Here is a 24,128-nt window from a genome sequence, read left to right as displayed (position 1 = left end):
ATACCTGAACACGAGTCCAGAAGCGGCTCCGGAGCGGGGTGCGGTCGTCCCAAGATAGAGTAGGCTGCGCCGCCTATGGCGACCTCTCGTTCAACGGAACCTTCAGCCCCGATCATCGTCAAGCACCCGGGGTGTCCCCAGTGGGGACTCGGATACCTCGTCGAGGAGCGCGACGAAAAGCGCTTCTACGATTTCGAAGACGGCCACAATCACTCCATCGCCAAGGCTTTCTGGTCGAAGCTCGAGCCGGTGCAGCTCGGCGACGACGAGGCGAACGCGCTCGAGGCCAGGATCCGCGGGCTCCGCGACCGGCCGTCGTCCGCCGCCAGGAAGCAGCGCGCGCGCGTTGTCGCGCCGCCGCTCACGAGCTTCGACGAGCAGGTCACGAGCTTCGAGTCGCAGTTCGAGGGCGGGTTCGGGGGCCCGCACTTCGTCGCCGAGGAGCGCGGCGCCGTCGGGGCCCACGCGCCCGAGGGCGGGAAGAAGAAGAGCAAGGCCTTCAAGCAGGGCGCCATCGAGACCGCCCGCGCGCTCCTCAGCAAGGGCGAGCTCGAGGCGCTCCTCGCGGCGGGCAACCTCACCGATTTCATGGAGCGGATCACCAAGGTCCACAAGGCGGCGACCGGCCTCCTGCACCCGCTCGGCGACCTCATCCCCTTCAACAAGATGCCGGCCGAGCACCACCGCGCCTATGCCGAGGCGGTCGTCGATCTCCTCTATGGCGCGGACGACTACGCCGCGCGCTTCGACCGGTTCGCCGGCGTGCTCGCGGCGGCCAAGGTCGTCACGTGGCCGCTCGCGACGATCCTGAGCGCGCTCGTCTACCCGGGCGAGCACGTCTTCGTGAAGCCCTCCTTCTTCGAGAAGCAGGCCGTCGTGCTCGGCTTCAACCTCGCCTACGATCGCGTGCCGAGCGCCGAGGGCTATGCCCGGATGCAGTCGCTCGCGCGCGACCTCGAGCGGCGCCTGCGCGAGCGCAGCCTCGCCCCGCGCGATCTGATGGACGTCTACGCGTTCCTCTGGCGCACGATCTCCCCGCCCAAGCAGTCCGCGAAGTCCTGACATCCCGCGTCAGCCCGCCCTGCGCGACGGCGCGCCGGGCGGCGCTCGAGGGATCTCGACGCGCGGCCGCGGCGCGCCTATGCGACGACCACGAGAGGGCCTCGCAGCGAGCAGCCGCGCGCTGCCTCCGCGGCGGCCCGAGGAGGGTCTCGCATGAAGGCAGCCGTGCTCGAAGCCGTGAAGAAGATCGTCGTACGCAACGACGTCGCGCCGCCGCAGATCGGCCCGCGCGACGTCCTCGTCCGGGCCAAGGCGTGCGGCATCTGCGGGACCGACGTGCACATCTGGGAGGGCGATTTCTTCCCGACGTTCCCGCTGATCCCGGGGCACGAGCTCGCCGGCGAGGTGGCCGCCGTGGGCGACGAGGTCGAGGGCCTCCGGCCCGGCGATCGGGTGATGGTCGACCCGACCGTGACCTGCGAGGAGTGCCATTTCTGCATGATCAACCGGCAGAACCACTGCCTGAAGTGGAACGCCGTGGGCGTGACCCGCGACGGCGGCTTCGCCGAGCTCGTCCGGGTGCCCGCGAAGAACTGTTATCGCTTCGAGCGCGTCTCGTTCGCCGAGGCGGCGTTCTGCGAGCCGCTCGCGTGCGTCGTCTTCGGCCAGGATCGCGCGCGCATCGAGATCGGCTCGGAGGTCCTGGTCCTCGGCGCCGGCCCGATCGGCCAGCTCCACCTCCAGGCGAGCCGCGCGAATGGCGCGGCCGCCGTCACCGTGGTCGACGTCGTCGAGTCGAAGCTCGATCTGGCGCGCCAGCACGGCGCGACCGAGGTGGTCCTCGCCGACAACGCGCTCGCGGCGAAGCTCAAGAAGATCGCGCCCTACGGCTTCGACGTCGTGATCGACGCGACCGGCATCGCGCGGGTCCTCGGCGACTCGCTCCAGTACGTCAAGAATGGCGGCCGGTACCTCGTGTTCGGCGTGTGTGGGCCGCACGACAAGGTCGAGATCTCGCCGTTCGAGCTGTACCGGCGCGATCTCGAGATCATCGGCAGCTTCGCGATCAGGAGGACGTACGACCGGGCATTCAAGCTGATGGAGCGCGGGGCCGTCGACGTGAAGCGGCTCCTCTCCGAGGCGATGCCCGTCGAGGAGCTCCAGCGCGGGCTGGAGATGATGAAGAAGGGCACCGCGCCCATGAAGCTCCAGGTCGTGTTCTAGCCGCTCACTTTCACTTTACGAAAAAGGACGCTCTTCATGGCCATCGTGATCGGAATCGACGTCGGGACCAGCGGCCTCAAGGCCATCGCAGTCGAAACGGAGCGCGGCGCGGCGGTCGCGTCGGCGCACCGCGAATATCCGCTCTCCACGCCGCACGCCGGGTGGGCCGAGCAGGATCCCGAGGACTTCGCCGCGGCGGCGCTGAGCGCCCTCGGCGAGCTCGCCCGCGCCCTCGGCCCGCGCCGGGACGAGGTGCGCGCGATCGGGCTGACGGGGCAGATGCACTCGGCGGTCTTGCTGGACGAGCAGCAGGCCGTCATCCGGCCGGCGATCCTGTGGTGCGACACGCGCACCACGGCCGAGTGCGAGGCGATCCGCGCGAACCCGAAGGTCGGCGACGCGGGGCTCGCGCGCCTCGTCGGCAACCGCGCGCTCGAGGGGTTCACGCTGCCGAAGCTGCTCTGGCTCCGGGAGCACGAGCCCGAGGCGTTCGCCCGCGTGCGCGCGGTGCTGATGCCGAAGGATTTCGTGGGCTTGCGGCTGACGGGCGAGCTCGGGACGGACGACAGCGACGCGAGCGGCACGCTGGCGTTCTCGCCGGGGGATCGCTCCTTCAGCGCCGAGCTCCTCGGGGCGGTCGGGGTCCCGCGCGCGGTGTTCCCGCGGTCCGCGCCCTCGAACGCGCCGCTCGGCCAGCTCACGTCCGAGGTCGCGACCGCGACGGGCCTGCCGGCGGGCACGCTCGTCGTGCGGGGCGCCGCGGACAACGCGGCGGGCGCGGTGGGGCTCGGCATCGTGCGCAGCGGCCGGGCGATGGCGTCGGTCGGCACGAGCGGCGTGATCCTCGCGCACACCGACTCCTGGATCGTGGAGCCCGAGATGCGGCTCCACAGCTTCTGCCACGCGGTCCCGGGCCGGTTCTATCTGATGGGGGTGATGCTCGCCGCCGGCGGCGCGCTGCGCTGGTACCGCGACGTCCTCGGCGACGGGGAGCGCATGGCGGCCGAGATCCGCAAGGTCGATCCGTACGAGATCATCGCCGACACGGCGTCGACGGCGCGCCCCGGCGCGGGCGGCGTCGTCTTCCTGCCGTACCTGATGGGCGAGCGCACGCCGCACAACGACGCGGCGGCGCGCGGCGCGTTCGTGGGGCTGAGCGCCCGGACGACGAAGGCCGACGTCTCGCGCGCGGTGCTGGAGGGCATCACGTTCGGGCTGGCGGACTCGCTGGATCTGATGCGCGGCGTGGGGCAGACGAACGGCGCGGCGGCGGTCACGATCGACGAGATCCGGCTGACCGGCGGCGGGGCGCGCAGCGCGTTCTGGCGCCAGCTGATGGCCGACGTCTTCGAGGCGCCGGTGGCGATCACCACGTCGACCGAGGGGCCGGCCTACGGCGCGGCGCTCCTCGGCGCGGCGGGCGCGGGGCTGTTCTCGTCGGTCGAGGAGGCGGCGGACGCGTTCGTCCATGTCGTCTCGCGCGTCGCGCCGGATCCGGCGCGCGCGGCGCGGTACCGGGAGATCCACGCGGTGTACCGGGGGCTCTACAACGACCTGCGCGGGCGGTTCCGGGAGCTCGGGAAGCTCGCTTGATCGGGTGAAGGGAGCCGGGGCGCCACGGCGCCCGCTCCGGGCGCCCACCGTTCACTCGACTCATCAGACAGCGCGCGGTGGTGCTGCCATTCGAACATGAAGGCCGGAAGGCGGGAAGAAGCTCCCAAGGCTCTTACCGACTTCCCGTCTTCATGTGAAACCGCTCTGGGCCAATGACAGCACCGCCCAGCGCGCCAGGCCTACGCCGCCCGCACCCACCCCCGCGCCGTCTCCTCGAAATGCTCGGCGCTCGCGATCCCGAAGACGCTGCTGTCCGGCTGCCAGAAGTTCCGCTCGATCTCGATCTTCCGCCCGTCGATGCGGATCACGTTGAACGCGTTCTGCTCGCCGCGCCCGCGCGTCGAGGTCGCCGTGCCGGCCTGGATGATGAGCGACGAGTGGCCGCCGGCCTCGAACCGCTCCGCCGAGTGCCCCGTATGGCTCAGGTGCAGATGACCGGACAGGATGACGTCGACGCCGCAGCCCGCGATCGCCGCCATCGCCTGCCTCGCGCGCCCGACGATCGCATGCCGCGAGCTCTCGGGCAGATCGAACGGATGATGCGTGACCACGATCTTCGCGATCTCGGGGCCGAGATCGCACAGCCTCGCCTTGATCCCCTGGATCTGGTGTTCGTTGATGCGCCCGTCCTTGATCGTCAGCGAGCGCGCGGTGTTGATGCCCAGGACGGCGAGCTCGGCGTCGAGGTGGAACGGCGAGAGGTCGTCCGTGATGTGGCTCCGGTACCTGTCCAGCGGGCGAAAGAACCTGTCGAACAGGTTGTAGAGCGGGACATCATGGTTGCCCGGCACCACGATCTGCGGCGAGGGCAGCGCGTCGAGGAAGGCGCGCGCCTCGACGAACTCGGCGCTGCGCGCCCGCTGGGTCAGATCGCCCGAGATCACGACCACGTGCGGCTCGAGCCCCCCTATCCTCTGGATCAGCGGGCGGAGGATGTCCTTGTTGACTCGGCCGAAGTGCAGATCCGACAGGTGCACGAGCGTGCGCATGATGCATCATCCCCCCAGCGCGGTGGCGTGCTCCGATGAGCCCTCCTGCCGTCGTGGGCCCGAGCTGACGTCGGACGACAGGGGCACGATGACGCTGAGCGCTTCAGGCCGCGTGCGATAGCACAGCGGCGGCGTCATCCTGAGGATCTCGCCGTCCGCGGCCACGTGGAGGCGGCGCCGATGCGGCGCCTCCACCCGGAGCTCCGTCGTGCGCAAGATGCTGAAATCGCTCGCCTTATAGATGCGCCCGGCGAGGGCGCTGGCGATGAGCTTGACCCTGGAGAGGCGGCTGTCCGCGTGCGCGACGCACACGCCGAGCTCGCCCGAGCTCGGCGGGCGCTGGCGGGCGAGATCGACGTCGCCGAGCTTGAAGTCGTTGTTCGCCACGAACACGAACGGCGTGTCCAGCTGGAGCTCCTGCCCGTCCAGGAGGAGCCGGAGACGGACGCCCTCGTGCCGCCGGATCCCCGAGGCGGTCGCCAGCGCAAGGGCGAACCACTTGTTCAGCCCGCTCCGCTTCCGGAGCGCCTCGCGCTCGCGCACGATGCTCGGGTAGATGCCCAGCGTCGAGTTGTTCACGAACACCCGTCCGTTGACCTCGCCCAGGTCGACCCGGACGCGCCGCCCCTCGACAAGCGTGCGCACGGCGCCCTCGAGGGTCAGCGGAACGCCGAGGTACTTGGCGAAATGGTTCACCGTCCCGAGCGGCAAGACCCCCATCGTCTTGTCGGTGTCGGCGATCGCGGCGGCGACCGTGTTCATCGTGCCGTCGCCGCCGCCCGCCACGACGAGATCGTGAGGCCCCCGCGCCGCGCGGCGGGCGAGCTCCCCCATGTGCTGGCCCTTCTCGGCGCACAGCATCTCGGCGTCGAAGCCGCTCTCTTTCAGGAGCTCCGCGAGCCGCACGCGCTGCTCCGCCGCGCGGTTCGACCGGGAAGAGAAGTTCAACAGGACAGCCATGGATCGACGCATCACCACCGTATCTCCAGCAAAAGGGCCGCCGCTCGCGCGGCCGGCAGGGGTCACCTCGCGAGCGGGGCGAGGCGGCGGAGCAGCTGCGCCGCGAGCTCGGCGCGGTAGACGAGGCCCTGGAGCAGGTGGGCGACGACGTTGTCCTTCGCCGCCCGGGTGGCGCGCGCCGGGCGCGCCGCGAACCACGCGAGCTCGCACGCCGCCGCCTCGACGAGGGGCCGGCGCGTCGAGAGCCAGCGCGCGCACCACGCGGCGAGGAGCGTGTCGCCCTCCGCCGCGGCGACGTACTGGATCAGCTCGACAAGGTCGACGCCGTGGCGCATCCCGAGGAGCGTCCCGCGGTAGGACTTCTCGGTGCTCAGCAGGTGATCGGCGATGTGATTGCGCAGCACCGAGAAGGCCTGGCCCACCGCGCTCCCACCCACGCTGACGGGCAGCCCGCGCTCGCCGAGGAGCGAGGGGAGCTCCGACAGCACGGCCTCCGCGTGGGCCGAGATCGCCCGCAGGGCGTGCGCCGGCGGCACATCGCCGAGTCGCTGCGCCTCGACAAGCGGATGCGCCTTCGCCGAGCGCTCCGTCTGGAACAGCTCGCGGACGAGGGTCGCGAGGAACGCGCGCCCCCTCGGGCTCTCCTCCTGCGGTCCGGACTCGTCGCTCTCCACGCGGCTCTCGCCGTCCGATGCCTCATTGCTCCGAAGTTCCTGCATGTTCGTCCCCTCTCCCCTCCTCACGCCGAGGTCAGGACCCGCTCGCGGCGCGCCGCGCGCCTGTCCCGGTCCGCCGCGAGGTCGTCTTGCGCGAGGCCCCTGCCCCGCTGCGGCGCGCCGTGCCCTGCGTCGCGCGGGCGCGGCGGCTCGTCGTCGTGCGCGAGGCGCTGCCCGCGCGCGCGCCGGGCGCGGCGCTCTTCTTCGTCGCGCTCGTCGCGCGCTTCTTCGTCGCGCTCTTCGCGCTCGCGCTCCTCGGCGCCTTCTTCGCGGCCGTCCCCCGCCCGGCGCTCGCCGCGGCGTTCCGCTTGCGGGTCGCGGCCGCCTTCTTCGCCGCCGCGCTCCTCGCGGCAGCCGGCCGCGCCCTGGACGCCGCGCCGCCCTTGCGGCCTCCCTTCTTCGCCGGCTCCTTGTTCACCGGTTTGCCCACCCCCGAGCCCGACTTCTTCCCTCCGCCGGTCATCTTGTTGACGGTCGCCCAGGCCCGCCGCTCGGCCTCCTCTTCCGGCACGCCGCGCTTCTCGTACCCCTCCTCGATGTGCTCGGCCTGTCGCTTCTGCTTGCCTGTGTAGCTGGATTTGTCGCCTCTCGGCATGGTCTCCTCCTTGCGAGCTCGCGCCTCCGCGCGGTTCCGCTTCTCCGCTGGAAGCCCCGGCTCGCCCTGTCGTGAGAAGAAGACAAGACCGTGCCTGTGGCTCGGATCCATCGAATCGCGGTGTCTGCCCGATGGCGGAGCAACCGCTGTGCCGTCCGGGGGAGCCGCGACGTCCCCTGACGCGCGTCCGGATTTCCCGTCGGTTGCGGCGCTGGCGTCGCGCTGGTCGGAAGATCACGGGGCGCGATCGTGGCAATCGGCCCCGGATGATGAGGAACGCCTCAATCGTGTCGCGCGGGGAGCGCGGCCGGGCGAGCGCTCAGAGGGACTCGAGATAGGCGACGAGATCGTCGACCTGCGCCGGGGTCAGACCGGAGACGTCGCCGTGATCGTCGCCTCCGCACGCGGGATCGAAGCGATCGTGGAGCGTCGCGGCGCAGCCGTCGTGCATGAACGGGGCGCGCCCGGAGATGCCGATGAGCGAGGGCACCTGCAGGAGCTCGCCGGTCCCGACATCCTCGTTCCGGTTGTTGGTGAGCATCGGGCCGCTGTGGCAGTCGGCGCAGGCCACCTTCTTGTCATGGAAGAGCGCCGCGCCGCGCGACACGGCGGCCTCGTCCTCGGGCGGCGACGCCGGGAAGGCGGGCAGGCTGTCGATGTAACGGGCCATCAGGTCGAGCCGCCGGGCGCCGGGCTTCGGGCCGCCCATGCGGGAGACGAACACCTCCCCCATCAGGCCCGCGAGATCCTGCATGTCGCCGCTCCAGTGGAGGGGCGCTGTCTGCAGGATGCCGCCGCCCATGGCCTGCGTCCGCCGCAGGCCCACGGGATCGAAGTTCCACGTCTGCCCGTCCTCGTGTCCCTCGGGGTGGCACGACGCGCACGCGACGGCGCTGAAGCCGTTCGGCGGGCGATGGAACATCTCATGACCTGTGTCTCTCACGCTCTCGCCCGGCAGCGCGATGGTGCGCCCGCCGAGCACCTCCAGGGCGGCCGGCTCGCGCAGCTGCACGACGACGGCGCCCCGGCCGTCGAAGGCCACGGCGATCGGCTGCCCGCTCAGCGGCTGCGAGGTGACCTCGGGATTGCAGTTGGCTGTCGCGGAGCTGTTCGTCATGTCGCCGACCGTCGTGGTCACGACAACGTTGTTGCCGGCGCCCACGACGGCGAGGCGCGCGCCGTCGGGCGCGACAGCGATGTCGACCGGCAGCGAGACGCCCGGGATCGCGGCCGCAGGCGGCGCGGTGGCCGGTGAGTCGGGAGCGTCCGCCGGGTCGATCCTGCTGATCGTGCCGTGCACGATGTTCCCATCGCAGTCGGCCGCCTGGTAATAACCGCCCGGCGCGAGGGTGACCTGTGACGACATCGCGCGCTGGTGCACCATCATCGCGCCGCCGCCTGGGCGCGGCGTCATGCGCCAGGCCACGGAAGGCGCGTAGTCCGAGGAGCGGAACCCGGTCGAGCGGAAGGCGGGGAGCGCGCGGCGCGAGAGCACCTCGCCGTCCGGGCCCACGACCAGCGTCTCGGCGGACTTGAAGCGGCTGACGAGGAGCCGGTCGCCGTCGACCACGACGTCGCGCAGATCGGCGGCGGGGCGGAGCTTCCGGATGGCGGGGCCGCCGGAGGCCGGGAGCGTCACGAGCTCACCGCCGGCGCAGGCGACGTGGATGGCGTCGAGGGAGGCGTCGAAGGCGACCCCGCGGGGCGCGCGGCAGACCTCCCTGCGCGCGACGACCGACCGCGCCTCGATATCGACGGTCGCCACGGCCCCGGCGCGCCGGAGCGCCACGTGGACCTGGCCGCTCGCGTCCTCGACGAGCCGCCCCGGCTCGTCGCCGCGCTCCAGCGCGACCGCCGCCACCTCGCCGCCGTCGAGATCGACGATCCAGACGCGGTCGCGGTCGGCGTCCGCCGCCACCGCCGTGCGGCCGTCGCGGGCGATGAGCAGCGTCCCGCCGCTGATGGCCGGCGGCGGGACCTCCGTCACCGTGATCCGCGGATCAGAGCCCTCGATACCGAGGCCGGGCATCGGTGCGGGCCCCTCCGACCCGCAGGCCCCGAGGAAGGACGAGAAAACGCTCGTGGACACGAGCCCTACCAGGACAAGAGAACGAGAAAGTGGCTGACGCATGAGTTCCTCCGTTCGTCGCGCGCGCGAGCTCAGCAAGAAGGATTCCATGGAAATGTCGAGATCTGGACGATGGTTAGCGGCGCGCGGCGGCCGGAGGCCGGAGAGGGAGAGGTGTTCTCGGGGGTGGTGTGAACGAAGGCGCGCGCTGCGTGGCGGGCGGCGGGCGATCCGAGTACGACCCGGCGGTGTCGGGAGCAGCGGCGCGCGCTCCCGGCGGAGGGCGCTCTCGGTTCAGACCGGCGTGTCGTCGCCTTCGAGCGGATCCTCCTCGTCCGGCGGCGTGCCGGCGGCGCCGCCGTCGCCGGCGGTGCCGTCCCCGGTGCCGCCCCCGACGGACGTCCCGGTGGTCTTCTTCCGGATCTTGCGGCTGAACAGCCTCCGGGTCGCGATGGGCACGAGCCGCGGAAGGGTCGGATCCTGCTCGTTGGCGCGCTCGAGCACCCGCACGATCGGCTCGAGCAGGCTCAGGTTGATACCGTCGGTCCGGTCGAGGTCGCCGCTCGTGACCTTCTGTCCTGCGGGCCGCGCGGCCGCGGTCTTCGCCACCTGGGTCAGCTCCTCGGCGGCCTCGTCGAGGCGCTCGACGTAGTCCTGGTCGACCAGCTTCGCGGCCGGAGCTTCGAGCGTCGGGTCGTTGTCGTCTGCCTCTTCGGGAAGAGAGGTAGGTTTGGCCCTGACCCAAGGCCAGGTGCGTGCGGAAAGGGACGTCCAGGGGATCGCACGTTTTGGTCATCGAGCCGGCCAGCGCCTGCGGGAGCATGTCTCTTGACTACGACGGCGCGGCGCGTGTCGCGCGGCGCCGCGCCGCCGGCATCGAGGCGGAGGCCGTCGTCACGCCGCGAGGAGCCATCGTCATCCGAGGCGGAGCTCGCCGTCATTCGGCCGGGAGTCGTCGTGCTACGGGCTGGAGCCATCGTCGTACGGGCTCGGGCCGTCGTCATCAATCATGCTCAGCGAAAACATTCGTCGTCAACAATCATTGCTCCAAAACTTGCCACCTTGAGCCAGCGCGTACTGCTCAATAAACTGGCTCTTTTCTGGGACGGGATGCTTCGATCACGCCATCGGGCAGCCGTTACGCCTCGCCGGGCAGCCGCTCCGCCCCGCCGGCAGTCCGTAGCGTGTCGTCACGCGCGCGGAGGCGGAGGGAGATCGCGACCCCCCGCCGTCCGCGGCAGGTCGCTGTCAGCGGTAGCCGCCGAATCCCATCTCGTGCTCGATCTTGACCAGCTTGTTGTACAGGCCGATCACGAGCAGGGACGGCACCCACTGGCCGACGAAGTTCGCGATCTGCTTCTTGCCGGCCAGCATGAAGCCGGCCGAGGCCAGCATCGAGCCGATCGCCAGCCCGAGGTAAGCGCCGGACGGGACCCTGCCGGTCCTCTCCTCGATCTTCGTCGTGACCTTGCCCTCTTCCTTCTTCATCATTGGTTCGGTCGTCGTCATCGTGGATCTCCTTCCGCGGCGCCCGGCCGGCGCTGCGCTTGCCGCTGCGAGCCGGTGCGACGACCGGGCCAGAAGCGAGGGCGTCCGGACGGGAACAAACAGCGCAGCGATTCCCCTCGATCCGGCGCCGAGGCGCGCTGCGCGGCGAGGCGATCGCCGGCGTCAATGAAAGGTGCGATCGCGCCCGGCCGCTCACTGCCACGTCGATGCACACGCCGGCCGGGCAAACCGCGCTGTCACCGGCGGCTCGGCGGCCTCCGACACCGGCCGTGCTCGGGCGCCCGATCCGCTCCAGACCCGCTCAGACCCGCGCCGTCACCGCGCGCAGGAGCTGCCGTTGCGCCGCCGCGAACACGAGCAGCACCGGCAGGCTCAGGAGGACGTTGCCCGCCATCACGAGGTGCCAGCGGACCCCCGTCCCCTGCTCCCGTAGGAGGGCAATCGCGAGCGGCAGCGTGCGCACCTGATCGTCGGTCGTCATGACGAGCGGCCAGAAGTAATCGTTGTAGTGAAAGACGAAGCTGAACAGGAACAGCGCCGAGAGCGTCGGCCGCAGCATCGGGCCGAGGATCAGATAGATGATCCTGAGCTCGCCCGCCCCATCCATCCTGGCCGCCTCGATGATCTCGTCAGGGACCGAGAGCAGCGCCTGGCGCACAAGGAACGTCCCGAGCGCGCTGACCCCGAAGGGGAGGATCAGCGCCGCGAACGTGTTCACGAGGCCGGCCGCGCCGAGCATCGTGAACACGGGGACGAACGTCACCTGCGCCGGGATGAGCAGGCACGAGAGCACCAGGACGAACGCGGCGTTCCGACCGACGAACCGGAGCTTCGCGAGGGCATAGCCGGCCGGGAGCGCCAGCGCGATCTGCAGGAGCGCGATGGCCGTCGCCATGAGCACGGTGTTGGCGAAATACCGCATCACCGGCACCGCCTGGAGCACCTCGCGGTACGCGCCGAGCTGGATCGCCTGCGGCAACGGGTACGCCGGAGCACGGGTGATCTCGGGCAGCGTCTTCAGCGAGGTGATCGTCATCCACGCGTACGGCCCGAGCCACACGACGGCCACGAGGAGGAGCACGACGTCCGAGATGAGCCGGCGCGCGCCGAAGCGCCCCGCGGCCGCGCCGCCGCTGCGCAACGCCGTCATGACGACCGCCTCCCCTCGCGCGGCGCGTCCGCGCGGAGCGCCCAGAGCTGAAGGACCGTCAGGAGGAGCAAAAACCCGAAGAAGATCACGATCATCGCGCTCGCCCGGCCGACCCGCAGGTTCACGAAGACATGCTCGTAGATGGCGTAAACGAAGAGGGTCGTCGACTTGACCGGTCCCCCCTGCGTCATCACGCGGATCACGTCGAACGCCTGGAAGGAGAGGATGAGGCTCGTCGTCGCCACGAAGGCGGCGCTCGGGCGGAGCAGCGGCCACGTCACGTGGCGGAACCGCCGCCACGGGCCGGCGCCGTCGAGCGCCGCCGCCTCGTGCAGCGCGCGGGGGATGTCCTGGAGGCCCGCCAGGAAGATGACCATCGCATACCCGGTGATCTTCCAGACGCTCACCGCGGCCAGCGCGAGCAACGCCGACCGGGGGTCGCCGAGCCAGCTCATCGTCGGGAGGCCGAGCCCGCGGAGCGCCGCCGAGAAGACCCCGTCGGCGTCGAGGATCCACATCCAGAGGAGCGCCACCGCGACCCACGACACGACATAGGCGCTGAACACCGCGCCCCGCACGAAGGCATAGACAGGCCCCGGCCGATCGAGCGCCACCGCCAGCGCGAGCCCGAGAGAGCCGGAGAGCGTCACAACGACGGCGCTGTAGCCGAGCGTGCGGAGGAGCGTGCCCATGAGCTCGCCGCTCCCGGCGAGGACCTCGTAGTTCCGCAGCCCGACGTAACGCGGCGGCGTGAGCAGGTCCCACGCGTAGAAGCTGTTCCTGGCCGCGAGCAGGAGCGGGACCAGGAAGAACACGGCCAGGAAGGCCGCGGTCGGCAGGAGGAGCAGATAAGGCGAGAGGGGGTGCCTGGGCTTCATCGCTCGCGCGCCACGCGGACGGCCTCGGAGAGGGTCTCGGCGGCGTCGCGCTGAGCGAGCACCGCCTCTTCGAGCCGGGGCTGCACCGCCTCGCGCTGGACGCGGAACAGGTCCGGAGACCAGGGCCAGGGCGCGGCGTGCGCGAGCTGGTCCACGGCGACACGGTCGTTCGGGTGCGCGGCATAGTAGCCGCCCCGCGTGAGCTCCTCGAGGCCGCGCCGCGAGACGGGCATGTAGCCCGTCCGCGTCGCCCACGCGTTCGCCTGCGACGGCTGCATCATCCAGCGCAGGAACGCGAACGCCGCCTCCTGCGCCGCCGGCGCCGCGCCCCGCGGCATCACGAACATCGTCCCGCCCGTGGGCACCGAGGAGCGCACGTCGCGCGGCAGCGGGGCCGCGCCGACCTCGAACTTCCCCGCGCCCGCCTGCCCCGCGTTCTCCTCCAGGTACCGGAGGAACGCGGTCGAGGTCCAGATCATCGCGACCCGGCCCGAGAGGAAGTCGGTGTTCGTCACCTGCCACGCGTTGTAGTCGCGCCCCGGCGGCGGCTTCATCGTGCGGTCCTCGTGCACGAGCGTCTGCCAGAACCGGAGCGCGCGCACGCCCGCCTCGCCGCCGAACGCCGGCGCGCCGTCCGGGCCGAGGAGCTCGCCGCCCGCCTGCCCCACGAGCGCCGCCCAGAACCACCAGTCGATCGGGCACTCGAACCCCCACCGCCGCGTGCCACCTCCGTCACGCACCATGAGCCGCGCCGCCGCCGCGCGGAGCTCGTCCCAGGTCGACGGCGGCGACAGCCCGAGCTCGCGGAACACATCGCGGTTGTAATAGGCGATCGGCGTCGACCGGTTGAACGGCAGGCACACGAGCGGGCGCTCGCCCCCGCCGACGAACGTCCCCGCCTGGCCGAGCGCCTCGACAACGTCGAGGTCGGCGTGCCCGGCGCCGGGCGCGCCGAGGAACCGATCGAGCGGCTCGAGCACGCCCGCCTCGGCCAGGTAAGGCACCACCTCGCCGACGACGTGCGTCAGCGCGGGCGCCGCGCGCGCCGCGAGCGCGGTCCGCAGCTTGGCGAGCGCCTCGAAGTAGTCGCCCTGGTACACCGCGTCGATGCGGTAGCGGCCCTGCTCGCGGTGGAACTGGTCGATGAGCGACAGGAGCACCTCGCGGTTCTTGCCGCCGTAGGCGAACCACAGCGAGGCCTCGATGCGCCCGTCCGGCGCGCGCCGCGCGCAGCCGGTCGCGCCGGACGCGGCCGCGGCGATCGACGCGGCGAGCGCCCGGAGCGCGTCGCGCCGCGAGCAGGCGGCGCTCGCCCCGGACCGCGCCGCGCCGCGCGCGCGCGCGCTCACGAGGCGGCCTCCCCGCGCGCGGCGCGGCCTCGTCCGCTCATGACGCGGCCCGCGGCGGGGCGATCCGCGCGCCGGTGCCCGCGTCGAACCAGAGCACGGCGCGCGGATCGAGCCGCGCGCGCACCGCCTCGCCGGGCGCGGGCGTCGCGAAGCCGTGCGCCCTCGCGCGCAGCCGCGTCCCGCCGGCGTCGAGGTACAGGTACGTCTCGGCGCCGAGCGGCTCGGCGATCACGACGCGCGCCTCGACCTCCACCTCGCCCCGCGCCGCAGCCCCGGCGTCGCCCCACGCCCCCGCGTCGCCCGGCCCCGGCGCGACGCGCAGGTGCTCGGGCCGCACGCCCGCGATGGCCCGGTCGGGCAGCGCCATCCCCGGCGGGGCGGGCAGCGACAGCGCCGCGCCCTCGTACCGGCCGCCGGCGCGCTCGAGCGGGACCAGGTTGATCACCGGCGTGCCCAGGAACCCGGCCACGAAGGTGTTCGCCGGCGCCTCGTAGATGGAGCGCGGCGGGCCGACCTGCTGGAGCTCGCCGGCGCGCAGCACGGCGATGCGGTCGCCCAGGGTCATCGCCTCGATCTGGTCGTGGGTCACGTAGACCGACGTCGTGCCGAGGCGGCGCACGAGCGCCGCGAGCTCGACCCGGAGCTCGGCCCGCAGCGCGGCGTCGAGGTTCGAGAGCGGCTCGTCGAAGAGGAACGCCGCCGGGGCGCGCACGATCGCGCGGCCCATGGCCACGCGCTGGCGCTCGCCGCCCGAGAGCTCGCCGGGGCGCCGGTCGAGCAGGTGGCCGACGCCGAGCAGCGCCGCCGCCTCCTCGACGCGGCGCGCCCGCTCCGCCCGCGCGACCCCGCGCATCCTGAGCGGGAAGCCCATGATGTCGCGCGCGGTCATGTGCGGGTACAGGGCATAGCCCTGGAAGACCATGGCCACGTCGCGGTCCTCCGGCGCGACGCGGCTGACGTCGCGGCCGCCGATCGAGATCGCGCCGCCGTCGGGGCTGTCGAGGCCCGCGATCAGCCGGAGCGCCGTGGATTTGCCGCAGCCGGAGGGGCCGACGAGGACGAGCAGCTCGCCGTCCTCGACCTCGAGATCCAGACCGGCGAGGGCGGGGCGCTCGGCGTTGGGGAAGCGGCGGGTCAGGCCGCGGAGCGAGAGGGTGGCCATGGCGGCAGCTCAGGTGGCGAGCAGGACGAGCCCGGGGATCGTGTCCGCGACCGCGAGCAGCTTCGGGCTCGGGGAGACCGCGACGGGCACCCGCGCCGTCCTCAGCAGGGCGGCGTCGTACGCGCTGTCGCCGAAGGCCGCAAGCACCGCGAGCTCGGGGAAGAGGCGCTCGAGGGCGCGGATCTTCCCGTCGCCGTAGGTCGCGACCGCGCCGAGCTCGGGGGCGAGCCGGCCCTCGCGGACGGCCGGGGTCATGGCGGCGATCCGCTCGGGCGCGACGCCGAGCCGCCGGACGGCGCGCTCGATCACGGCGCGCGGGGAGGCGGACACGACGTACACAGGGACGCCGCGCGACCGCGCCCAGTCGAGGATCGGCAGGAGCGCCGGCCGGATCCGCCCCGCGTGGCCCTTCTCCTCGAGCACGCGGTCGACCAGGGCGGCGAGCTCGTCCTCGCGCCACCCCGCGAAGGCCCAGGCCATCATCGCGAAGGCCCGGTCCTCCGGGTAGCGCTCGGCGGCGAACGCCGCGTAGAGCGCGCCGGCGATCTCGTGCGCGCCGCCCTCCGCGGCGACGCCGAACGCCTCGGCCTCGCGGCGCAGCGCCGCCTCGGCCTCGGGCCGCGCGTGGCGCCCGGCGAGGAACGCCTCGAACAGGTCGACGCCCACGTCCCCCTCCCAGAGGGTGCCGTCCGCGTCGAACGCGAGGGCGCCCGGGCCGACGGCCCCGTGCGCAGCCTCGATCCTCCGCAGGATGTCGCTCGTGCTCTCGCGCGGGATCGATGCTGATGCCGCCGCCGCGCCGCCGTCGAGGTGTGCCGCTGTCATGGTCTCCCGGGGCCGGACGCCGGGTCCGGCCGAGGGCTACGCCTACTGCGGCGCCCGCGTCGCGTCACGCCTGTCAACGTCCCGTCACCCGGGCGGCGGCCGGCCGCATCGAGCCATCGCGGCGCCGCGGCGCGACCTCGCCCTCCTCGAGGAGCGTTGCCGCGCCTTCTCCTGGGATCGAAGGGTGTTACCGCGCCCTCTCGAAGAGAGAGCGGTGCAGCACCGCGACCGCGGCCGCGACGCTCGCGTCCTCGATGACCATCGACAGGTTGATGCTGCCCATGGCGTAGCTCAGCATCTCGACGTTGACGCCGGCCTCGGCCATCGCGTCGAGCACCTGCGCGGCGACGCCCTTCCGGTTGGGCAGGCCCTGGCCGACGATCACGAGCGTCGTCCGGTTGGGCAGGACCTCGCAGGCGCCGAACCGCTCGAGCTCGGGCAGCGCGCGGCTGAGCTTCCCGAGGTCGTCGGTGGTCATCGAGACCGACACCTCGGACGTGGTGATCACGTCGATCACGACCTCGTGCCGGGCCAGCACGGCGAGGACCTGCGCGAGGAAGCCGACCTCGCCGAACATCCGGGTCGAGCTGATCTTGAGCACGACCTGCCGCTCGCGGTACGCGATGCTTGTCACGGGCGGGGACGCGGCGTCGGTGTTGAAGTCGATGACCGTGCCGGGGTGATCCGGCCGGTTCGTGTTGAGCACCCGCACCGGGATGCCCCTCTCCATGGCGGGCAGGAGCGTGGAGGGGTGCAGGACGCGGGAGCCGAAGAACGCGAGCTCCGCGGCCTCGTCGAAGCGCATCGTGGGGATGTTCCGGGCCGTCTTCACGACGCTCGGGTCGGCGGTCATCACGCCGTCGGTGTCGCTCCAGATCTGCGCCTCCTCGGCGCCGAGGCCCGCGGCGAGCAGCGTGGCCGTGAGGTCGCTCCCGTTGCGGCCGACGGTCGTGATCTCGCCGGCCTCGTTGCGGCCGACGAAGCCGGTGACGATCGGGACCACGCCCTCGGGGACGCGCTCGGCGAACATGGCCTTGACCCGGGCGTCGAAGCCGGGCAGCGGGCGCGCGCGGCCGAAGCTCGCGTCGGTGATGAAGCCGAGGTCCCAGACGTCGTAGGCGCGGGCCGGCACGCCGCTCCGGGCGAAGAAGTCCGCGATGCAGCGGACGGCCAGGCGCTCTCCGAAGCTCGCGATGTAGTCGAGGCTCCTCGGGCTGAGCTCCTTGACGAGGCTGATGCCGCGCAAGAGGTCCGCGATCTCCTCGTAGAAGGGCGCGAGGAGGTCGGGCGCGCAGCCGAGCGACTCGGCGACCGCGCGCTGCTTGCTCACCGGGATGGAGGGGTCGAACCGCCCGGTGGCGGCGAGCCTGGCCGCGTTGATCAGCGCGTCGGTCATGCCCTTGTGGGCGGAGCTCACGACGACGGGGCGGCGATCCAGACGAGCTCTGACGATGAGAAGGACCTTCTCGATCTGCGCGCGGCTCTCGACCGAGCTGCCGCCGAACTTCATGACGATCATGCGCGTGCCTCCATGGGCCTGGCGGCCCGTGGGCGCGGAAGGATAGTCATGCTCGGCCGGTAAGCGAGCCCCGCGAACACCTGACGCGCTGGGCTAGCCCTGGCGGGACTGTTCCGCGGGGACGAACCGTCGCGATCCGTCGCATCCCCGGGGATCTTGGCGCCAGGTACGGGAGCGGCCCTCGCAGAGAAGGCGGGCAGGACGCCAGCCCTGGAGCGGGGCGGCGCGGGAGAGAAGGCGAAGGAGCGAGGACCGGAGACGAGCGAGGCTCCGTCAGCGGGCGGAACGCCGGTGCCAAGGCCGCCGCGCACCACGAAGCAGGGGAACCAGGTGGAACAAGCATCTAGGGTGGCAGCGTGTGTGACGCACCGGGTTCCCATGCGCGCGCTGCTCGGCTCGATCCTCGGCTTCCTCCTGGCCTTCCCCTCGCTGCGTCGCCTCCTCGCTCCCTTCCTGGATCTGCTCGGTCCCCTCGCCCCCTCCCGCTGTCCCTCTGGCATGTCGTTCGCAAAGCCATTCCGTGCGCAACGAGCGCCGTCGCGCGGAGGGGTGGCTCATGCACACCAGGATCGCCCTTGCCCTCGCCGTGCTTGTGGGAGCGCCGGCCTGTGGAGCACCAGAGGAACCGAGCCGAGGGGTAGAGGAGGACGCCGGCGAGGAGGACGCCGGGCCCGCACCGCGTAGCTTCGTGGTGGCGCTCGACCGAGCGACGACGGCCGAAAGCGTGATCCCGCAGATCGTCCAAGCCGGGCGGCCCGAGCTCGCGGCGGCCTGTGCCGACAGCCCCGAAGCGCTGGTCCGCATCTTCAACCCGCTCGACCCCGGCGCCTTCGCGGACGTGCCCTGCGCCTCGGTGCTCCATGGCGGCGCCGTGGCTGAGGACACGAGCCCCGCGCCGCTCTTCGAAGAGGGCGACGAGCCGATCGAGACGGATCAGCAGGCACTGAGCCCCTTCTCCCTCGGGTGTGCCGTCTTCGTGTTGGGGTCCAGTCTCATCGCCACCCGCGCGATCTGCCCGAGAGCGCGCAATCCGCGCGACATGAAGCGCTGCCAGAACTGGTCAGATGCAGGCTTCGGAGGCATCTCGATCATGTGCGCCTTCTTCTGACCGCCGGTGGATATGCACAAGATCCCGAGAACCATAGGGATTTTCATCTCCGGGGCTGCGCTGATTGCCGCCGCCCTGACCACGCCGTCGGAGGCGCGCGGCTACTCGTGGGGGGACATAGCGCACCTCGGGCTTCCGCTCGCGCTCTTCGTGTATGCCAGATGCTGGCTGGACGAGGGTCGGGCACGCGAGCGGCGCGCCCGTGGTGTGCCGGACGAGGACTAGCTAGTACTACAGCCGCACATCGGTGAGCACCGAACGAACTGGGCTCCACCAGTGTGCGAACGAGCCAAGCGTCCCGATCGTCCGCCCGCTCATCGAAATCCGCGGAGATTCCGCGACGTGCGGCTGTAGTACCAGGCGGGATTTCTGACGCGCCGAACTAGGCCTCGGTCGCCAGCAGGGCCCGTAAGCCCTCGCGCTTCGTGAGGAGGAGCCAGCGCAGGTTCTTCATGAGCTTGCCTTGCTCCGAGAGGGCGGCGTGGCTCAGGAGGGTGAGCTCGGCGACGCTGATGCCCTCCCGGACGTCCTCCAGGGAGACCTTGACCCGGCCGTCCGCCGCGGCGCGGCAGCGGGCGAAGCGGGAGATCACGACGGTGGCGAGCGACAGGTCGAGCACGGCGGCCAGGAGGTGCCGGGGCGCCGAGAAGATGTGCCGGCGCTGGAGCACGACGCGCAGGTAGTCCTTGACGACGGTCCCCTCGTCGCCGGCGAGGAAGCGATCGACCGTCCTCACCCGCTGCAGCTTGAACGGCCTGGGGATGAACAGCAGGTCGACGGTGCCTCGCCCGAGCATCCAGGCGACCTTGTTCCCGAAGCTGCGCAGCGCCTGGAGCTCCGTCCACGAGGCCTTCTCGACGCGGTGGGCCTCCAGGACCCGCGACGGATAAGAGAGGTTGCCGAGGAGATAGGCGAACAGCACCCGGGCATAGAAAGAGGGCTTCTTGCGGGGCTCGAGCGGCGCGGGCGCCTCGGCGCTGGCGTGCGCGAGGGCGGCGTCGACCGAGGCGTCCGCGGCGCGGCCTCCGCCCTGAGGGAGGGCGCGCTCGAAGGCGGCTGTCCAGTCGTAGAGCCGCGCCAGCGTCGACGCCGGCGAGGCGTCGGTCGCGAGCTGCTCTTCCCAGTGCTTCACGGCGCGCAGGTACTGCGGCTGGGGGAGGATGACGCCGCTCAGCGTCGCCAGCGCCTTCGACATCCGCTCGGTGTCGCCGCGCTGCTGGAGCTTGGCCTTGAGCTGGCGGTCCACGGGCTTGCCGTAGTTGTCGCGGATCGACGGGCAGAGCTGGGAGAGCTGCGCGACAACGACGTCCTTCTCATCGCGGACGAACCCGAAGGGGAACGCCTGGCACGATTTCGGGATGTACTCGTGGCCAAACCGCTTCTGCATGCTGCAGAGCATGTCGTCGTCGAGGAAGACGCACTGGAGCCGGTGGTCCTTCTCCCGCATGGGCAGGACGCCGCGCGAAATGACGAGGGCCCCCTCGTCCCCGGCGCGCTCCCGCACCCAGGGCTCGGCGAGGTACCGCCTGGCTTCGTCGCTGCTGAAGCGGATGTTCCACGGCAGCCGGCAGCACCGAGCCGGGCAGTCGCGGCACTCGAACTTCTGGTCCGGCGGAGAGGAGAGCTTCGTCGCCATGGGGCGGCGGACGATACAACGCGACGGCGAGCTGCGCTCTCGATCCGCGTCCGCGCCTGCCGGTTCACCGCCGGGCCCCGGCCGCGCCGGGCCAAGCGAGCGGGAGGGCTCAGGCGTGGCAGGACGCGACCGCCGGGAGAACGACAGACAAAAGTACAGCGCCGCCGGGGCCTCAGGGGGGCGAAGGCCACGCGGCGGCGCTGGTCTCCCATGAAGCACTGACCATGCCATCCGGAGGATCCCTAGAACCCGCCAGAATTGCGGCAGTGCGTCGGGGACATCCCTTCCCTGTTTCGATTCTGAAACGCCGCGATCTCAGCGTTGAACGATTGTAAGGACAATTTCCTTACCACTGCATTTCGCTATGGACGCAATTATTACAGTCCTTCCTGACTTTTCTCCCGGTGGGACACGTGGTGGCGTACACGGCGTCACGAGCGCCGTACTTCTACCAAGGAGAAACAAGATGCGACTTGGTCTTTCTCTGTCAGCGGTTGCCGCGATGTGCCTGTCGGTCGCCGCGTGCGGCGACGATGATCCGAGCTCGCCAGGGGCGACGGCCGGCACGGGCGGCGACGGCGGTGACGGCGGCCGGGGCGGCGACGGCGGCCAGGGCGGCGGCGACGACGACGCCCAGGGTGGCGACGGCGGCAGCGCCCCGGAGGCGAAGGCGGACGGCGAGGCCTGCGCGGACAACGAGGAGTGTCTCGGCGGGCTCTGCTTGACGGAGGAGTTCTTCGGGTGGGCGGGCGGATACTGCTCTTCGCTCTGCGACGCGGAGCTCTTGCCTTGCGCGGCTGGGTCCGAGTGTCTGCCCCAGGGCAGCTACTCGCTCTGCCTCACGTCCTGCGGAGAGACGGCCGACTGCGGGAGAGCGGGGCAGACCTGCATCGATGTGAGCGGGGACGGCTGGCAGATGTGCGTTGGCGGCTGCGACGCCGATACGCAGTGCGAGGGCGCCTGCGACGACGATTTCGGGTTCTGCACCGCGACGGGCGAGGCCTGCGACAACGCCGAGGACGACGACGGAGACGGCCTGCAGGACTGCGAGGAGCGCGACTGCTCCGCGCTGAGAGCGTGCTCCGAGGGCATCACGGCGGCGTGCGCGGAGGCGACCGACGTGTCGGCGGGAGGGGCGTTCACCGGCACGACCGAGGACGGCACCAACGTGTTCGGCGCGATCTGCTCGGGCCTCGGCACGTACGCCGCCGGCGGGGGGCTCAAGGAGAAGGTCTTCCAGTTCGTCGCGCCGGCCAGGGGCGTGGTCCAGATCGCCGCGCGCTCGACCGCGCCGGAGAGCGAGTTCGACTGGTACGTCCGGACCCGCTGTGACGACGCGGCGACGCTGCTCGGCTGCCTTGTTTCGTTCGCCCCTGACGCCGCCCCCGTGGAGCTCCTCGTCGACACCGGCGACACCCACGTCATCTTCATCGAGGCCCTGAGCGGGGCAGACACGGCGTATGAGCTCAACGTGTCGTTCGTGGAGCAGGTCTGCGGGGATGGAGAGCTCGTCGGCACGGAGGAGTGCGACGACGGGAATGCCGTCGACGACGACGTGTGCACGAGCGCGTGCGTGGTGAACACGGAGTTCCTGTGCGCGAACGCGGCGGCGCTCACGGAGGCGGAGACGGCGGGGGACACGTCCGAGGGCACGGAGGGCTTCACGGGGTCGTGCGGGGGCGCCGGAAAGGAGCTCGTGGTCCGGTACACCCCCGCGGCGAGCGGCGACGTGACGATCACCGCGACGCCGGAGGGTAGCACCGATGTCGTCCTCTACGCGCGGACCGACTGCACAGACCGGGACAGCGAGCTCGCGTGCTCGGATGATCCGCTCGACGCCGCGCTCCCCGAGTCGATCACGGTGACGGCCACGGCGGGAGAGCCGATCGACATCTTCATCGACAGCTACGGCGCCAGGTCCTCGGGGCCGTTCAGTCTGACGATCGCACCGGCGGAGTGAGCTTTAGGTGAGCGAGGGCGCCCCGCGGGGGGCGAGCTCGCCGCGATTCCACGGCAGGGGCCGCGAGAGGCGCGTGCCGGGGCGAGAAATGCGAACCGGCCGTCCGGGAGGCGCCGCCTCCGGACAGCCGGGGATCGCCGCCGACGCTGCGTTCACTGCGGTGGCGGGGTCGCAACCTCCTTGCCCTTGATGCTCGGCAGGTCGACGACCTGGAGATCCATCGTCGTGACCTCGCCCGGCTTCACCCGCATGCCGGCGCCGACGCTCGTCGACTCGACGTTGATGATGTAGGGCCCGGGCGGGAGCCCGGACACGCGGTACGAGCCGTCCTCCGCGGTGACGGGGTAGTACATGCCGATCGCGCCCTCGTCCCCGACCGAGGTGGCCAGCATGAGGCGAGCTCCGGGGAGCGGCTTGCCGCCGACCGTGACGCGGCCGCGAACCTGCCCGGTGCCCTGGGGCGCAAGGACGATGTCCTGCTGCGTGGTCTTCCCCTCCTGGATCTCGACGCCCGCCAGCATCACCTGCTCACCGTGCCGCAGGATCACGCGGAGCGGGCCGGCCGGGACCTGGTCGAAGCGGAAGCGGCCCTCCGCGTCGCTCACCGTGTTCACGAAGCCGATCGGCCGGTGCGCCAGGGTGAGCCGGGCGCCAGCGATGGGCTTGCCGTCGGCGTCGCGCGCCACGCCGGAGAGGCTGCCGCCGGGCGACATCACGAGCTTCACCGGCGAGAGGCTGTCGCAGCTCGAGACCTCGATCTCCGTCGAGCTCACGGCGTTGCTCCCGTCGTAGCCGCGGACGAGCACCGTGCCCTTCGGCACGTGCGGCAGGCTGAACGAGCCGTCGTCCTCGGTCTGGGCCTGGGCGGCGGCTTCCATGGCGACGTTGCTCATCTCGCCGACGACGAGCAACGACTCGGCGTCGACGTACACGCCCGGCAGCGGAGCGCCGGACGGGTCCACCGCCCGGCCGGTCAGGGTACAACCCTTGGAGAGGGTCAGATCCACCTTCTCGACATCCCCGGCGCGAACGATGATCAGCGAAGAGAACGCCGGCGCAAACTCGGCCGCCGTCGCCCTGACGGTGAACTCCCAGGCGGGCAGCTGATCGATGCGGAACGAGCCGTCCGCGCTCTCGAACGTGCGAGAGAACAGGGGCGGCGTCGCGGGGGTCTCCGCCGTCACGGACGAGAGCACGTCGATCGCGAAGCGCCGCACGGGCTCGCCCCGCTCGTCCAGCACGCGCCCCTCGACGACGCCGCTCTTCGGCAGCACGAGGCTCACCGCGTCGCCGGGGTGGGCCGTTGTCGACGTGGTCCCGTACCCCTCGGCGCTCGCGCTCAGCTGGTAGGTGCCGTCCGGGAGCGTGAGCTCGAACCGCCCGCTGTCGTCGCTCCTCACGGAACCTGCCGCCGAGAGCACGTTGCCGGCCACCTCGAAGGTCGACGCGACGACCGTCACGCCCGCGATGGTGCTCCCGTCGGTCCCGTAGACATGGCCGCTGATCGTGGGCCGCGCCTCCGGCCGCGCCGCGAGCGCGCCGCCGCGGAGGAGCGCCCTGTTGCGATAGCGGACGCGCTTCTCCGCCCCCGCGGCCGGGGCCCGCGAGCCGGCGGTCTGCTCGTCTCGCGGGCGGAGGACGAGGAAGAGCGCGACACCGGCGAGGGCGGCCAGGAGCAGTCCGGCGGCGATCCACAGAGGCCGGCGCGAAGGTTTCCGTTGCGACGTGTTCGCTTGCATCATTGTTCCTCCAGACAAATGGACCTGGCGAGAGCTCTGCGCCTGACGCTCGACGGAGGCGGAGAAAGAGAAAGGGGCTGCCGGCAGCAGCCGGCGCCCCTCCTCCTCGATACTGATCCGCATGA

20 protein-coding genes and 1 pseudogene are annotated in these 24,128 nt (G+C 71.7%); 6 read left to right on the top strand and 15 right to left on the bottom strand.

Annotated elements, in window-relative coordinates; translation table 11 throughout:
- Positions 1-75: 75 nt before the first annotated feature.
- The 3 genes from WMF28_RS44430 to xylB all read left to right on the top strand — a co-directional run bounded on the left by WMF28_RS44430 (position 76) and on the right by xylB (position 3,819).
- The gene (locus tag WMF28_RS44430) at positions 76-1,062 is read left to right on the top strand and encodes a hypothetical protein (protein WP_437599833.1); all 987 of its coding nucleotides are present in this window, start codon (positions 76-78) and stop codon (positions 1,060-1,062) included.
- A gap of 153 nt (positions 1,063-1,215) precedes the next feature.
- Positions 1,216-2,226: a zinc-dependent alcohol dehydrogenase family protein gene (locus tag WMF28_RS44425; protein WP_437599832.1), complete on the top strand. Its 1,011-nt coding sequence runs from the start codon at positions 1,216-1,218 to the stop codon at positions 2,224-2,226.
- 36 nt (positions 2,227-2,262) lie between these two features.
- A complete protein-coding gene (gene xylB, locus WMF28_RS44420) occupies positions 2,263-3,819 on the top strand; it encodes a xylulokinase (protein ID WP_437599831.1) in 1,557 nt (518 codons plus the stop codon).
- Between the two features lie 200 nt (positions 3,820-4,019).
- Here xylB and WMF28_RS44415 read toward each other — a convergent pair whose 3' ends face one another.
- The 13 genes and pseudogenes from WMF28_RS44415 to WMF28_RS44355 form a co-directional block, all read right to left on the bottom strand.
- Positions 4,020-4,829 carry a metallophosphoesterase family protein gene (locus tag WMF28_RS44415; protein ID WP_437599830.1) on the bottom strand — a complete coding sequence of 270 codons (810 nt, stop codon included), beginning with the start codon at positions 4,827-4,829 and terminating at the stop codon, positions 4,020-4,022.
- Between the two features lie 6 nt (positions 4,830-4,835).
- The gene (locus WMF28_RS44410; protein ID WP_437599829.1) at positions 4,836-5,789 is read right to left on the bottom strand and encodes a diacylglycerol/lipid kinase family protein; all 954 of its coding nucleotides are present in this window, start codon (positions 5,787-5,789) and stop codon (positions 4,836-4,838) included.
- 62 nt (positions 5,790-5,851) lie between these two features.
- Positions 5,852-6,508 (bottom strand): hypothetical protein, encoded by a 657-nt coding sequence (locus tag WMF28_RS44405; RefSeq protein WP_437599828.1) that lies wholly within the window; start codon positions 6,506-6,508, stop codon positions 5,852-5,854.
- Between the two features lie 289 nt (positions 6,509-6,797).
- Positions 6,798-7,100 (bottom strand): annotated as a pseudogene (locus WMF28_RS44400) (hypothetical protein); the annotation flags it as partial.
- 319 nt (positions 7,101-7,419) lie between these two features.
- The gene (locus WMF28_RS44395; RefSeq protein WP_437599827.1) at positions 7,420-9,189 is read right to left on the bottom strand and encodes a cytochrome-c peroxidase; all 1,770 of its coding nucleotides are present in this window, start codon (positions 9,187-9,189) and stop codon (positions 7,420-7,422) included.
- A gap of 273 nt (positions 9,190-9,462) precedes the next feature.
- Positions 9,463-9,777, bottom strand: coding sequence for a hypothetical protein (locus WMF28_RS44390; protein WP_437599826.1), 315 nt, complete (start codon positions 9,775-9,777; stop codon positions 9,463-9,465).
- 639 nt (positions 9,778-10,416) lie between these two features.
- Positions 10,417-10,677, bottom strand: coding sequence for a hypothetical protein (locus WMF28_RS44385; protein WP_437599825.1), 261 nt, complete (start codon positions 10,675-10,677; stop codon positions 10,417-10,419).
- 301 nt (positions 10,678-10,978) lie between these two features.
- Complete coding sequence (locus WMF28_RS44380; protein WP_437599824.1) at positions 10,979-11,827, bottom strand: carbohydrate ABC transporter permease; 849 nt, start codon at positions 11,825-11,827, stop codon at positions 10,979-10,981.
- Positions 11,824-12,705, bottom strand: coding sequence for a carbohydrate ABC transporter permease (locus WMF28_RS44375; protein ID WP_437599823.1), 882 nt, complete (start codon positions 12,703-12,705; stop codon positions 11,824-11,826). The genes WMF28_RS44380 and WMF28_RS44375 overlap by 4 nt, the downstream gene beginning before the upstream one ends.
- Positions 12,702-14,054: an ABC transporter substrate-binding protein gene (locus WMF28_RS44370; protein WP_437599821.1), complete on the bottom strand. Its 1,353-nt coding sequence runs from the start codon at positions 14,052-14,054 to the stop codon at positions 12,702-12,704. Before WMF28_RS44370 ends, WMF28_RS44375 begins: the two co-directional genes overlap by 4 nt.
- A 37-nt stretch (positions 14,055-14,091) precedes the next feature.
- Positions 14,092-15,216, bottom strand: a complete 1,125-nt coding sequence (locus WMF28_RS44365) for an ABC transporter ATP-binding protein (protein WP_437599820.1) — start codon at positions 15,214-15,216, stop codon at positions 14,092-14,094.
- A gap of 9 nt (positions 15,217-15,225) precedes the next feature.
- On the bottom strand, positions 15,226-16,041 hold the full coding sequence (locus tag WMF28_RS44360) for an HAD family hydrolase (RefSeq protein ID WP_437599819.1): 816 nt from the start codon (positions 16,039-16,041) through the stop codon (positions 15,226-15,228).
- Between the two features lie 187 nt (positions 16,042-16,228).
- The gene (locus WMF28_RS44355; protein ID WP_437599818.1) at positions 16,229-17,560 is read right to left on the bottom strand and encodes an aspartate kinase; all 1,332 of its coding nucleotides are present in this window, start codon (positions 17,558-17,560) and stop codon (positions 16,229-16,231) included.
- A 556-nt stretch (positions 17,561-18,116) separates the two neighbouring features.
- Here WMF28_RS44355 and WMF28_RS44350 point away from each other — a divergent pair.
- Entirely contained in the window at positions 18,117-18,668 is a 552-nt protein-coding gene (locus tag WMF28_RS44350; RefSeq protein ID WP_437599817.1) for a hypothetical protein, read from the top strand.
- Between the two features lie 12 nt (positions 18,669-18,680).
- Complete coding sequence (locus WMF28_RS44345) at positions 18,681-18,893, top strand: hypothetical protein (RefSeq protein WP_437599816.1); 213 nt, start codon at positions 18,681-18,683, stop codon at positions 18,891-18,893.
- A gap of 157 nt (positions 18,894-19,050) precedes the next feature.
- On the opposite strand, the gene WMF28_RS44340 is transcribed toward WMF28_RS44345, so the two are convergent.
- Entirely contained in the window at positions 19,051-20,304 is a 1,254-nt protein-coding gene (locus WMF28_RS44340; RefSeq protein ID WP_437599815.1) for a YkgJ family cysteine cluster protein, read from the bottom strand.
- A gap of 466 nt (positions 20,305-20,770) precedes the next feature.
- Between WMF28_RS44340 and WMF28_RS44335 the strand changes: the two genes are divergently transcribed.
- Positions 20,771-22,264 (top strand): DUF4215 domain-containing protein, encoded by a 1,494-nt coding sequence (locus WMF28_RS44335; protein WP_437599814.1) that lies wholly within the window; start codon positions 20,771-20,773, stop codon positions 22,262-22,264.
- A gap of 152 nt (positions 22,265-22,416) precedes the next feature.
- Here the strand turns inward: WMF28_RS44335 and WMF28_RS44330 are convergent, their stop codons facing one another.
- Positions 22,417-24,006, bottom strand: a complete 1,590-nt coding sequence (locus tag WMF28_RS44330) for an MSCRAMM family protein (protein WP_437599813.1) — start codon at positions 24,004-24,006, stop codon at positions 22,417-22,419.
- Positions 24,007-24,128: the final 122 nt, after the last annotated feature.

The organism is Sorangium sp. So ce590 (assembly GCF_051521365.1).
Taxonomy (GTDB): domain Bacteria; phylum Myxococcota_A; class Polyangia; order Polyangiales; family Polyangiaceae; genus Sorangium.
The sequence above is the reverse complement of the archived record's forward strand: the minus strand, read 5'-3'. Positions and strand labels throughout refer to the sequence as shown.

Bases quoted from the DNA above. Each gene is read 5' to 3' on its own strand.
- WMF28_RS44430 (WP_437599833.1), top strand. From the start codon at position 76: ATGGCGACCTCTCGTTCAACGGAACCTTCAGCCCCGATCATCGTCAAG.
- WMF28_RS44425 (WP_437599832.1), top strand. From the start codon at position 1,216: ATGAAGGCAGCCGTGCTCGAAGCCGTGAAGAAGATCGTCGTACGCAAC.
- xylB (WP_437599831.1), top strand. From the start codon at position 2,263: ATGGCCATCGTGATCGGAATCGACGTCGGGACCAGCGGCCTCAAGGCC.
- WMF28_RS44415 (WP_437599830.1), bottom strand. From the start codon at position 4,829: ATGCGCACGCTCGTGCACCTGTCGGATCTGCACTTCGGCCGAGTCAAC.
- WMF28_RS44410 (WP_437599829.1), bottom strand. From the start codon at position 5,789: ATGGCTGTCCTGTTGAACTTCTCTTCCCGGTCGAACCGCGCGGCGGAG.
- WMF28_RS44405 (WP_437599828.1), bottom strand. From the start codon at position 6,508: ATGCAGGAACTTCGGAGCAATGAGGCATCGGACGGCGAGAGCCGCGTG.
- WMF28_RS44385 (WP_437599825.1), bottom strand. From the start codon at position 10,677: ATGACGACGACCGAACCAATGATGAAGAAGGAAGAGGGCAAGGTCACG.
- WMF28_RS44380 (WP_437599824.1), bottom strand. From the start codon at position 11,827: ATGACGGCGTTGCGCAGCGGCGGCGCGGCCGCGGGGCGCTTCGGCGCG.
- WMF28_RS44375 (WP_437599823.1), bottom strand. From the start codon at position 12,705: ATGAAGCCCAGGCACCCCCTCTCGCCTTATCTGCTCCTCCTGCCGACC.
- WMF28_RS44365 (WP_437599820.1), bottom strand. From the start codon at position 15,216: ATGGCCACCCTCTCGCTCCGCGGCCTGACCCGCCGCTTCCCCAACGCC.
- WMF28_RS44360 (WP_437599819.1), bottom strand. From the start codon at position 16,041: ATGACAGCGGCACACCTCGACGGCGGCGCGGCGGCGGCATCAGCATCG.
- WMF28_RS44355 (WP_437599818.1), bottom strand. From the start codon at position 17,560: ATGATCGTCATGAAGTTCGGCGGCAGCTCGGTCGAGAGCCGCGCGCAG.
- WMF28_RS44350 (WP_437599817.1), top strand. From the start codon at position 18,117: ATGCACACCAGGATCGCCCTTGCCCTCGCCGTGCTTGTGGGAGCGCCG.
- WMF28_RS44345 (WP_437599816.1), top strand. From the start codon at position 18,681: ATGCACAAGATCCCGAGAACCATAGGGATTTTCATCTCCGGGGCTGCG.
- WMF28_RS44340 (WP_437599815.1), bottom strand. From the start codon at position 20,304: ATGGCGACGAAGCTCTCCTCTCCGCCGGACCAGAAGTTCGAGTGCCGC.
- WMF28_RS44335 (WP_437599814.1), top strand. From the start codon at position 20,771: ATGCGACTTGGTCTTTCTCTGTCAGCGGTTGCCGCGATGTGCCTGTCG.
- WMF28_RS44330 (WP_437599813.1), bottom strand. From the start codon at position 24,006: ATGATGCAAGCGAACACGTCGCAACGGAAACCTTCGCGCCGGCCTCTG.